The following is an 11,905-nucleotide window of genomic DNA, read 5'->3' on the forward strand; positions in this document are numbered from 1 at the left end:
CGATGTCGGGAGACCGCAATGTATCGTTGCCCGTGGCGGCACTGGGCGTGTTGGCGTTCTTCTTTTCGACGGCCCTCCTCACGCAGCACGCTTTCGATCTGTTGCGGCTAAGCGAAGGCGACACGGTAAAGGAACGGCCTCTGGCACAGCCGCCGGTGGAAGCGCGACTGTGGGAAGATCCGCTGGCGGCAACGGTGCGACATCAGGACAGGCTGAACAACCTCTGCTCGGGTTCACGCAAGAACCGGCCTGCCCTATGCCCGCCGGACAACAAGTACCGGCCTGACCTGTCCATCTCTTCGGATTCGGACCGCCTCACCGTCATAGCCGCGCTCGTTCCCGGCTCCAGCTTCGTCGGCGTGGAGGAGGCACGGCGTCGCATCCGCTACGCCATGCTTTCCGGGCTCGCCTCCAAGGGGTTCGTTCCCGAGAACAGCGAGCGTCTGGGCCTCCTCACCGTCCCGCTTTGCGACTCGTTCCATGACTGCCCGGCCGACAAGCCCGACGGCACGCGTTCCGACCTGAACGTCCCTTATGAAACCCTGACGACGGATGATTCGGGCGCCCGCCGCCGGATCGCGATCCTGTGGCTGGACGACTCCAAGCTCGGCGAAAAATGGCTGCGCAAGGTCGTCATTCTGCTGGGCACGGTCATCCAGGTCAAAGTCGAGAAGCTCAGCATCATCGGCCCCTATACCTCGGACAAACTGGTCGACGCGATGGAGGATGTCGCCGAGCTGGCCCAGGGAGCGAATCCGGGGAAAGGTGAAACAGTCAAGGAAGGAGACCAGAAGAAGAGGGAGACGAACTTCTGCGCCAACTGGCTGCGACTGCAACGCGTCGACCTCGTCAGCCCCTATTCCACCGCAGACGCCCGGCAACTCATCAAGGCCGCAAAATTTCCGAAGAGTGACGGGCCCGTCGGCACCCTCCCGAAAGACTGCGACGAGCGCGCGAGCCGGATCGAGGTCCAGCAATACGCGCGCGCCATGACCGATCCGATCGACAGGCAGTTCCAGCAGCTCTTCAGTTCGCGGCAGGCTCCGCTCGTCGAACCGTTCTTTCTGCGCACCATTGGCTCGGATACCGTCCAGATTGCACAGCTTAACGCCGAACTCTGCGCGCGCGGCCTGGACGACGGCAGCGGCGGACGCATCGTCATCCTTCGGGAATGGGACTCGATCTATGCCCGGAGCCTGGCCGACAAGCTCGGAAAGACCCTGGAATGCGCCACGGGAAAGCCGGCGCCGCGCGGGCACGAGAAAACGAAGTTCGATCTCTACTCCTATTTTGCAGGTATCGACGGGATAACGCTCGAGGGCGTCTCGAAACAGCAACGCCTGGTGCCCCGCGCCGACGGCGACAAGAAGCGCGATGAAGGCAAGGAGCCGCAACTCGAATGGCCTGAGAACAGGGACCAGCGAGACTATGTCCGGCGGTTGGTCAATCAGTTGCAGCAGGAAGCGGAAGCCGACCGGCGCCACACAGTGAGAGCGGTCGGCATCATCGGGCTGGACGTGCACGACAAGCTGATCCTCGCCCAGGCCCTTCGCCCCGCTTTCCCCGAGCGCATGATCTTCACGACCGACCTGGATGCGAGACTGCTGCATCCCGAGGTCACCAAATACACGCGCAATCTGGTGATTGCCTCAGCCTTGCCGCTCTCGGTTTCGGAACTAGATCCACCCGTCGAACAGTCAGTGAAGGTCTCGCCTTTCCGCGATATCTATCAGACGGCGACATATCTGGCGGCGCGCCACGCCGTTTCCGGCTCGGACGGCGGATCACAGAAGGCCACGGCTGCGACGTCGCTTCAGAAATCCTACCTCTACGAAATCGGGCGGCATGGCGCCGCTGTGAAGCTCTCGTCGCGCAGCTATCGGGTCGATCTCGAGGACGGCATCAGGCTGGACTCCGACGAACCGCTTCCCGATCAGATGGAGGCCCGGCGGTTCTATGCGATCCTTCTTTTCGCCGTCCTGGTTGGGTTCGGCGGGTTCATCCTCTTCGTCCAGCCAGGGCCGGCGCTTCGGGAAGCCATCTCGGGCGACATGCCCTTCGACGTCTCGACGATGGCGATTTCAGGACTGACAGCGGCGTCGTGGGGCTTCGCGGCCGGCGTCGTGGCTGAACTGGCGATGCCGGGCCGCATCGGCCTTGGCGGCGCATTCGCCGCCGCCCTTGCGGCCACCCTGCTCTTCTGGATCGCCGTCTATCCCGGTTCGAATCCTGGCAGGACCACACTCACGGTGGGCACCACCTGGCGCTGGATCACGGGACAGCGAGTCCTTCGCGCAACACTGTTCGTCCTGGTCATTGGCGGCGGGTATCTTCTCATCCCCAGGGCGAGCGCCGGAACTCACGAGCCCCTTGCCTTCTTCAGCGGCGTCAGCAGCTGGCCGTCGGAACTGCTGCGCGCGCTCGCGCTACTCCTGTTCGGCTGGTTCATCGACTTTACTTGGCGAGGTGCGGCAGAGACGACCCGGCAGGTCGGGGCGAAATACTTCGCCGTCAAGACGGTCCCGAAGACGCGCCTCGGAAGCGTCATTACTTATTTCCGGCGGAACCCGGCGCGTGCCACCAACTTCGCCTGGCGCCGTGTGGTCAAAGGGCTTCAGGATGCAACGCTGTGGATGTGGCGTCCGGAGATTTCCAGGCGCAGCGATCAAACCAACGCGCGGCACCTCCTCGAAGATGCGCAACCGGGCACCACCTCCAACGACGGCGGTATCGACGGCACCCGGATCTGGCGGCGCTACATCCGCCTGCTGCACGGGGGTCCGCGGTTCCTGCGCACCGTGATGTGGCTGGTCGCGGTCTTCTGTTTCGCCCTGCTGGAGACGAAGCTCTTCGGCGGCGAAGCCCCGGAGGTACCGGCTCGCGGGATCGGAGACCGTTCGCTTTTCTACTGGACGATCGTGATGGCTGTCGTCGCAGCCATCATCCTGATGGTTCTGGTGAGCGACGCCACGATCCTCACCTGGCGGTTCATCCGGATTCTGCGCAACAAGCGAACGATCTACCCGCAGGAGACAATCCGGAGGTTCGCCGTGGAGCTGGGACCGCAGCTTGCCGATCGCGCCGCCCGTCCGATTGCGGCACGCATTCGCGATCGGACTTACGCCAACCGGCGACGGCGCAATTCCATACTCGACCCCTGGATCGACGCGCGGCTGCTGGCCGACCACACCGATGCAATCGCACGACTCATCTTCTTTCCGCTCATCCTGCTCGGCCTGCTGTTCCTGGCTCGCAGTCCTCTGTTCGACAACTGGTCGTCCGCCAGTGTCGTGATCGTCGTCCTCGTCACCTACCTGCTCTGGACCATCGCCATGGCCACGATGCTCAATATCTCCGCCGAGATGGCCCGCCGCACGGCCCTGGAGGCGATGCGAAATGATTTGCTGTGGCTCCAAGGGTCGGGCGAGAAGTACCGGCTGCTGGCCGAGCGCTTTCCCTCCCTGATCACGCAGGTCGAGCAACTGCGCAAGGGCGCCTTCGCGCCCTTCTTCGAACAGCCGCTCGTCCGAGCGGTGCTCGTCCCCCTCGGGGGCGCGGGCGGACTCCAGCTCCTCGAGCTGCTGTCGTTCGCCCGCTCCTAGAATGTCGGCAACCTGTGGAGGTTCGACCGCCGATCAGCGCGTCCGCAAAGCCCGCACGACATATTCGTTGAGGCGGCGCGCGAAGGCCGCCGGATCGGACGGAATTTCGCCGTCCAGGATGCAAGCCTCGTCGAGCAGCAGGTTCGCGAGGTCGTCCACGTCCTGCGCGCGGTCTTCCTTCTTGGCCGTGCCCAGCGCCCTGACCATCGCGTGCTTCATGTTGAGCTCGAGGATGGGCTTGGTGCCGCTGCCGCGGTTCTGGCGTTCGAGCAGGCGCTCCAGTTCGCGATCCCGGCCCTGCGCGCTCGCCACCAGGCAGGAGGCGCTGTCGGTCAGGCGCGTCGAGGCCTTCACGTCCGCCACCTTGTCGCCGAGCACCTGCTTGGCGGCCTCCAGCACGGCGGCATCGTCTTCGACGGTATCGGCACCGGCTTCCTTGGCCTTCTCCTCGTCGACGAGGGGGATCAGGCCGAAATCGACCTCGCCCTGGCTCAGCGACTTGAGCGGCTTGCCCTCGAATTCCTGCGGCAGGGTCGTCCAGAAGGCATCGACCGGATCGGTCAGCAGCAGCACCTCGACGCCCCGCGCCTTCGCGGCCTCGAGCTTGGGATTGGACTTCAGCCGGTCGAGGCTGTCACCCACCAGATAGTAGATCTCCGTCTGATTGGGCTTCAGGTCCGCCACGTACTCCTTGATCGAGCGCGGCGTGTCGCCGGCGGTCGAGGCGAAACGCGCCAGACCGAGCAACTGGGCGCGCCGCTCCTGATCCTCGTAGAGTCCTTCCTTGAGGATCGGGCCGAAGGTCTCCCAGATCTTGCCGAACGCCTCGGCATCCTTCGTCGCGGTGCTTTCCAGCTCCGACAGGACACGGCCGACGAGACCCGAGCGGATCTGGCGGACCTGCGGATTGTTCTGCAGCATTTCGCGCGACAGGTTGAGCGGCAGGTCCTCGCTGTCGACCACGCCGCGCACGAAGCGCAGATAGGCCGGGAGCAGCTCGGCATCGTCGGTGATGTAGACGCGGCGGACGTAGAGCTTGACCCGCCCCTTGCGCGCCGGATCGGTGAGATCGAACGGCGGCGTGCTCGGCACGAACAGCAGCACCGCATAGGACTGCCGCCCCTCGACCTTGTAGTGCAGGGTCAGCGCCGGCTCGTCGAACGCCATGGCGATCGAGCGATAGGCCTGCGTGTAGTCCTCCGGCGTCACTTCGGACTTGGAGCGCTGCCACAGCGCGCTGGCGGCATTGACCTGCCGCGCCTCACCCTTGTCGTCGACCAGCTCGATCGGGAACAGCACATGGTCGGAATAGGTCCGCACGATGCGCTCCAGCTCGTAGGGCTGGAGATAGCGCGCCGCGTCTTCCTTGAGGTGCAGCACGATCTCCGTGCCGCGCGCCACGCGCGCCGCCTGTTCGGGCGTCGCGGGCGCCACCTCGAAGCCGGCACCGCTCGCGGAGGTCCAGGTCCAGGCCTCGGCCGAACCGGCACGGCGGCTGGTCACCTCGATGCGGTCGGCCACCATGAAGGCGGCGTAGAAACCCACGCCGAACTGGCCGATCAGGCCCAGCCCGTCCTTGGCGTCCTGCAGCCCTTTCAGGAAGGCCTTGGTGCCGGACCGCGCCAGGGTGCCGAGATTGTCGATCAGCTCCTGCCGGTCCATGCCGATGCCGTTGTCGGCAATGGTCAGCGTCCTGGCCGCCGCATCGGGCTTGATCCGGATGGCCAGGCGCTCGTCGCCCGCGAGAAGCTCGGGCCGTGCGATGGCTTCGTAGCGGACCTTGTCGCAGGCGTCGGAGGCGTTCGATACCAGCTCGCGCAGGAAGACGTCCGTCTCCGAATAGACCGAGTGGATCATCAGGTTCAGCAGTTCGGCCACTTCGGCCTGGAACTGGTGCTTCTCCGGGCTGCCCTGGGCTGCCGAACCGTCGACGTTCATTGCGCTTGAATTCCTCGCGGTTGATTTTCCGGCGGTGGATATAGGAAATGGAGCGCGGACGGCAAGAGTGTCCGGCGCTCTACCAGGTCATGCGGAAGCCGGCGGTGAGGGCATGGGCATTGTCCTGGCCGGAGACCTCGCCCTCGTAGCGGAGATAGATCGACGTCGCGTCGGCGACGGCAGTGGTGGCAGCCAGCCCCAGTACCACGCCGTCGCGCTGGGGCGCCACGCCGTAGGTCGTGAACGGCGCCACCGGCGCGCCGGCGAACGACGCCGTCACAGGCCGCGCCGTGTCGGCATATTCATGGCTCCAGCCCAGCCGCGCCTTCAGGGCGAGGCGATCGCGCCAGCCCAGGTCCATCGAGCCGCCGAGCTGGGCACCCAGCACCGTACGCAGCGAATTCGTCGTCTGCTGCGCCACCGAAAGATTGAGCGAGCCCGCTCCCGTTTCAGTGAAGGCGTTCTGGGTGCCGGTATAGGCCTGCAGCCGCACGAACGGCGTCACAAAGGCCTCGGCGAGGCCGCCGATGTCGAAACGGTAGCCAGTTTCGACCTGACCATAGACCTGGTTGGCACCGGTGAACCCGTAGGCCGTGCGCGGCGCCAGGCCCGGGATCACGATGCTGCGCCACATCTCGTTGGCGGAGTAGGCATAGCCCGCAATGGCGTCGGCGTAGACCTTGCCCTCGCTGTAGTTGGCGTAGACGCCAGCCTGGACGGTGTTGGAGTTGCCGGCGCCGCTGAAGCCGCCGACCCACTGGTTGGCGTTCTGGTAGCCCACCGTCGCGCCGACCCGCAGGCCTTGCGCCACGAGGCGATCGAGGCCGCCGGCAAAGCCGCCGACATTGTAGGTCAGTGCGCCGCTATTGCTGCCGCCGGTGCTGATTGTGCCCAGCCCACCGAGCGCACCGCCCCAAGCGCCCCACAGGGCGGGAGAAGCCGTGTCGCAGGCGACATCGCAGGCTTCGGCCAGTGCGACGCGGTTCGAGCCGTCCAGACCGCCGCCACCGCCAGCCTGTCCGGCGAAGTTGCTGAGGAAGAGCTGGGTGCCTTGCACCATCGAGCTCGAGAAGCCGGAGTAGTTCTGGCCACTGATGGCGTTCATCACCGTCTGGCCCTGCTGGGTGGAAAGGCCCGCGAGCGCCGTGACGACGGTGGCGTAATCACCGGTCGCATTCGGTGCTGTGGCGTCGAGCACCGCGCCGACCGCCGCCTGGTTGGGCGTCAGGGCCGCCTGCGCAAAGCCGCCGACCTGCAGGTTGAGGTAGGCGTTGTTGGCGTCGTAGCTCAGCGTCGGGATGAGAAACGGCAAGGTGCTGGTCGCCGACTGAAAGGCGCCGCTCAATCCGCCCGTTGCCGTCACCAGCGTGTAGCTGGAGCGGGGCGCGAAGGCGCCGGGCTGGGCAATAACCTGCAGGCCGCCGTCCAGTCTCGCGGTGCCGTCCACCAGAAGCCGATCGGCGGCGGTCGGTGACACGCGCATTCCCATCGTGCCGGCCGCCGTCTGGACGAAGGTGCCGCTGATCTGGTGTGTCGCGCCGGCGCCGGCGGCGCTGATGCCGAGCCAGCCGCTGTTCTCGAAGCGGGCATAGGATCCGGCCGCGATCGACACCAGGCCGTTGATGATGCCGTTGTTGACGACGATCGATCCCATTGCCGTGGCGTCGGTCTGGATGGCGTATCCGCCCGGCACGGCGTTGATCGTACCCGCGTTCAGCAGCGTGCTGAAATCGCCCGACATCTGCACGGCCGTGCCGCCGGCGCCCGTCACGCCGATCGTGCCGTAGTTGGTCACGACGCCATAGGTGCCGTTGCTGATGCCGATGCTGTTGGCCCCCGTCATCAGGATGGACCCGTTGTTGACGACGTCGTCGCCCGCGCCGTTGATCGCCACCGCGCCGGCGGCACTGGAGGTGAGATTGGCTGAATTGGTGACGGGATTGTAAAGCCCTGGGATGTTGACGGTGTAGGCCTTCGTCTCGCGGCCCTCGACGTACACGCCGATGACGGTGCCGCCATAGGTCGAATTTGCCGACGTCACCTCGGCGCCCGGCACGATGATCTCCGTCCAGGTCGCAACGCCCGCCGCATCGACGGAGACGGCCCAGGCATGTGGCCTGAGGTCGGTGCCGATGGAATCGGCAACAAGATTATAGGTATTGGCCCGGCCGCCGCTGGTGATGCCCTCGAAATGCGTGAAGAGGGAATCCGGAGCATCGTATCGCGTGAAGACGCTCGTCGTCTGATTGTAAATGTAGCCATGCTCCGTCGGGATGAGCACAGGCCCGGGTCCCGAGTTTTCGCCGTAGCCGCCGGCGATCTTGTTGCCGTAGACGCCGTAGGCCGTGGTGCTGAGCGCGCCCGGCTTGTTGTTGTTCGTGAACGTTGCGGTCGGGATGTCGTAGATGAAGGCATTTCCGGTCGGGAGATTGGTGTCGTAGTTGCCGACGACCTGGTTGCCAAAATTGCTGTGGGCGATGGTGTAAAGGGTCGAGGCGATGCCGGGATAGCGCAGCGTCGTGAGCTGCGATGCGGACGGCGCCGCCGCATCGAACAGGTAGCCGAGGTCGTAGGGGCTGGACACCGTCGTGATGTAGCTCCCGACGACGCGCAGGATGCCCGTGGAGGAGCCGAAGCTCGGACCATAGGGCGTGCTGCTGCTGGCCCCGGGGTAATTTGACTGGTTGGCCGTCGCCGTCGGGAACGGTGCGATGGTGGCGTTGGTCAACCCGAACAGCAATCCGCCCGTGTCGCCCCCGCTGTTGGGGATCGAGTAGTTGCCCGTCATGTTGTCACCGCGAATGCCGGTGACCGTCGTGACCCCGCTCGTGCCGTATTGATAGCGCTTGAAAACGAGCTGCGCCTGCGCCGATCCGGCAAAGAGGCAGAGGCCCGCCACACCCACAGGGATCGCGAGCATGCTTAAGCAAGCGCTGGCAGCGCCCCGCGCCGGTGTGTCTACCATGACCTTCTACCATCCAGACTGACCCGGCGAGCCCTGCCGCCACGGCCGACCCTTATCGGTACTGACCCCGCTGGAACATGATCCCGGCAATGCCAACGCTCTGTAGCCTGCCAGCATTCGCCAACAAACAGAAATTCGGCGTAGATTCAGTGACAGGAAAGACGCGCAGTCAGCAACGCTCTGACATCGCCGTGCATGGCCCGCTGAAGAGGCGAGACGACCGGATCAGCGCTTCTGCTTGGCGCGCTCGATCGCTTCCGTGATCAGGCGCCTCGCCTCGTCGACATCGCCCCAGCCCAGGAGCTTCACCCATTTGCCGGGTTCGAGATCCTTGTAGTGGATGAAGAAGTGCTCGATCTGCTGACGCGTGATCTCCGGCAGGTCGCCGACGGTCTTCACGTGCACATAGCGCTGGGTCAGCTTGGGCGAGGGAACGGCGATGATCTTCTCGTCGCCGCCGCCATCGTCCTCCATGCGCAGCACGCCGATCGGGCGCACGTTGATCACGGCACCGGGAATGATCGGGCGGGTGTTGGCGACCAGCACGTCGATCGGGTCGCCGTCGTCCGACAGCGTGTGCGGCACGAACCCGTAATTCCCCGGATATCGCATCGGCGTGTACAGGAAGCGGTCGACCACCAGGGCGCCGGCTTCCTTGTCCATCTCGTACTTGATGGGTTCGCCACCGATCGGCACTTCGATGATGGCGTTCACGTCTTCGGGCGGCCGGTGGCCGATGGCAATGGCTTCGAGTTTCATGGCGCGATACTTACCGGAGCCGCGGCAAACATCAAAAAAGAAACCGGCGGCCCTTGCGGACCGCCGGTTCCTTTTTGTCGCAGAGGACGCGTCAGTCGTCGGCGTAGATGTCGCGATCCTTGGTTTCCGGCATCAGGAACAGGCCGACCACGAGGGTCATGCCCGCGATCACGATCGGATACCACAGACCGGAGTAGATGTTGCCGGTCGCCGCCACGATGGCGAAGGCGGTCGGCGGCAGGAACCCGCCGAACCAGCCGTTACCGATATGGTACGGCAGCGACATGCCGGAGTAGCGGATGCGGGTCGGGAACAGCTCGACCAGCAGGGCCGCGATCGGGCCGTAAACCATCGTCACGTAGATGACGAGAATGGTCAGGATGACGATGACCATCGTCATGTTGATCTGCTTCGGGTCCGCGGCGGCGGGATAGCCGGCGGCGCGGATCCCCGCGGTCGCCTCGGCATTGAACGCGCGCTCCTTGGCCGCGCCCTCGGCCCCCGCCTTCGCCTTGTCGAAGGAGGTGATGATCTTGTCGCCGATCTTGATCTGCGCCGGCGTGCCGGCCGGAGCCGCCTGGTTGCCGTAGTTCACCGAGTTGCGGGCGAGGAACGACTTGGCGATGTCGCACGAGGAGGTGAACGACGCCGTTCCCGTCGGATTGAACTGGAACGAGCACTCAGCCGGATCGGCGATCACCACGACCGGGGACTTCTCGATCGCCGCATTGAGCGCCGGGTTCACCGCATTGGTGAGCGCGTGGAACAGCGGGAAGTACGTGACCATGGCGAGCGCGCAGCCCGCCAGGATGATCGGCTTGCGGCCGATCTTGTCCGACAGCCAGCCGAAGAAGACGAAGAACGGCGTGCCGATGAGCAGCGCCACCGCGATCACGATGTTCGACGTCGTGGGATCGAGCTTCAGCGTCTGGGTGAGGAAGAACAGGGCGTAGAACTGGCCGGTGTACCAGACGGCCGCCTGGCCGGCCGTGCCGCCGAACAGCGCGATAAGGGCGATCTTGGCGTTCTTCCAAACGCCGAAGGCCTCGCGCAGCGGCGTCTTGGAACCCTTGCCCTCGGCCTTCATGCGCTTGAAGGCGGGCGACTCCTCGAGCTGCAGACGGATCCAGATGGAGACGCCCAGCAGGATGATCGACAGCAGGAACGGAACGCGCCAGCCCCACTCGGCGAACTGCTCCGGCGTGAGCGCGAGACGCAGCGCCACGACGACGAGCAGCGACAGGAAGAGGCCGACGGTTGCCGTCGTCTGGATCCACGAGGTGTAGAAGCCGCGGCGATCGTGCGGCGCATGCTCGGCGACGTAGGTCGCCGCGCCACCGTACTCGCCACCCAGCGCCAGGCCCTGGAGCAGACGGCAGGCGATGAACAGGATCGGGGCGGCAATGCCGATCGAGGCATAGCTGGGAAGAATACCGACCACGAAGGTGGCGATACCCATCAGGGTCATCGTCACGAGGAAGGTGTACTTGCGACCGATCAGGTCGCCCAGGCTGCCGAAGAACAGCGCGCCGAACGGACGAACCGCAAAGCCCGCGGCGAAGCCCAGCAGGGTGAAGATGAAGCCGGCCGTCGGATTCACGCCGGAGAAGAAGTTGGCGCTGATGTTGATGGCGAGCGCGCCGGCGAGATAGAAGTCGTACCATTCGAAGACGGTGCCGACCGAGGAGGCCACGATGACCTTCCTCTCTTCGCGCGTCATCGGACGACCGCGATCGTTTACCGAGCCTACAACGGCCATGTGCGTTTTCTCCCCTGGACACTGTGTGGGTGCCCTGACACGGACCCCTTCTTGATTCTTGTGTAAATCGCACGTCCTGTGTGCTGCAATTCGACCAAGGTCCAAGGTCGCGTAGAGTGCGTCGCAGCATTTTCTACCGTGCCGCAACAAAGATGACTGGATGTCTGGGGAAACGCTCTCCTTCCTGATCGCCGACGACCATCCCATGGTCCGCGACGCGCTGGCGTCGGCGCTGGGACAGTCGTTCGCGGGCGCGCGGTTCGAGAGGGCGGGCACGCTCGACCAGGCGAAGACGGTTCTGGACCGTGAACCCGAGACCGATGCCGTGCTGCTCGATCTCGACATGCCGGGCATGGACGGCCTCACCGGCCTCGCCCGCCTGCGCGCCGAACACCCGACTGTGCCGATCGTCGTCGTGTCGGCCGCGCGCGAGACAGCCGTCATTCGCCGCGCCTACGAGTTCGGAGCCTCGGCCTATATCGACAAGTCCGCGCCGCTCGACGAGATCGCCGCCATCGTGCGCGCCGTGCTCGACGGCGAGATCTTCACGCCGCCCGACGCCGTGCCCGGCGACACCTTCGCCCAGCGCGCCGCGCAGCTCACGCCGCAGCAGTGGCGTGTACTGGCGCTGATGGTCCAGGGCGACCAGAACAAGCAGATCGCCCACAAGCTCGGGGTCGGGGAAGCCACCGTGAAGGCGCATGTAACGGTGATCCTGCGCAAGCTGGGCGTGCGCTCTCGAACCCAAGCCGTCATCGAGTCGCGCGGTCTGGCGCTGCCGCCTTCGGAGACGATCAGGACCTAGCAGACCCGCCGTCCTGAGCGCAGCGAAGGACCTTGCAGCGCGATCTGTGGCCTCCTTGGCGGACGCGAGATCCTTCG

6 protein-coding genes are annotated in these 11,905 nt (G+C 65.2%); 2 read left to right on the top strand and 4 right to left on the bottom strand.

Going from position 1 to position 11,905, the window contains the following annotated elements; genetic code table 11:
* Positions 1-2: 2 nt before the first annotated feature.
* Complete coding sequence (locus ACQY78_RS09970) at positions 3-3,602, top strand: hypothetical protein (RefSeq protein WP_428685143.1); 3,600 nt, start codon at positions 3-5, stop codon at positions 3,600-3,602.
* Between the two features lie 33 nt (positions 3,603-3,635).
* Here the strand turns inward: ACQY78_RS09970 and htpG are convergent, their stop codons facing one another.
* From htpG to ACQY78_RS09990, 4 genes are all read right to left on the bottom strand, one after another.
* Positions 3,636-5,540, bottom strand: coding sequence for a molecular chaperone HtpG (gene htpG / locus ACQY78_RS09975; RefSeq protein ID WP_428685145.1), 1,905 nt, complete (start codon positions 5,538-5,540; stop codon positions 3,636-3,638).
* 79 nt (positions 5,541-5,619) lie between these two features.
* Positions 5,620-8,460, bottom strand: coding sequence for an autotransporter outer membrane beta-barrel domain-containing protein (locus ACQY78_RS09980; protein WP_428685147.1), 2,841 nt, complete (start codon positions 8,458-8,460; stop codon positions 5,620-5,622).
* 270 nt (positions 8,461-8,730) lie between these two features.
* Positions 8,731-9,264: an inorganic diphosphatase gene (gene ppa, locus ACQY78_RS09985; protein ID WP_428685149.1), complete on the bottom strand. Its 534-nt coding sequence runs from the start codon at positions 9,262-9,264 to the stop codon at positions 8,731-8,733.
* Between the two features lie 91 nt (positions 9,265-9,355).
* Positions 9,356-11,023, bottom strand: a complete 1,668-nt coding sequence (locus tag ACQY78_RS09990) for an MFS transporter (protein ID WP_428685151.1) — start codon at positions 11,021-11,023, stop codon at positions 9,356-9,358.
* Between the two features lie 160 nt (positions 11,024-11,183).
* Here ACQY78_RS09990 and ACQY78_RS09995 point away from each other — a divergent pair, with 160 nt between their 5' ends.
* The gene (locus tag ACQY78_RS09995) at positions 11,184-11,828 is read left to right on the top strand and encodes a response regulator transcription factor (RefSeq protein WP_428685153.1); all 645 of its coding nucleotides are present in this window, start codon (positions 11,184-11,186) and stop codon (positions 11,826-11,828) included.
* Positions 11,829-11,905: the final 77 nt, after the last annotated feature.

It is taken from the genome of Reyranella sp., assembly GCF_965279625.1.
In the GTDB taxonomy this organism is placed as follows: Bacteria; Pseudomonadota; Alphaproteobacteria; order Reyranellales; family Reyranellaceae; genus Reyranella.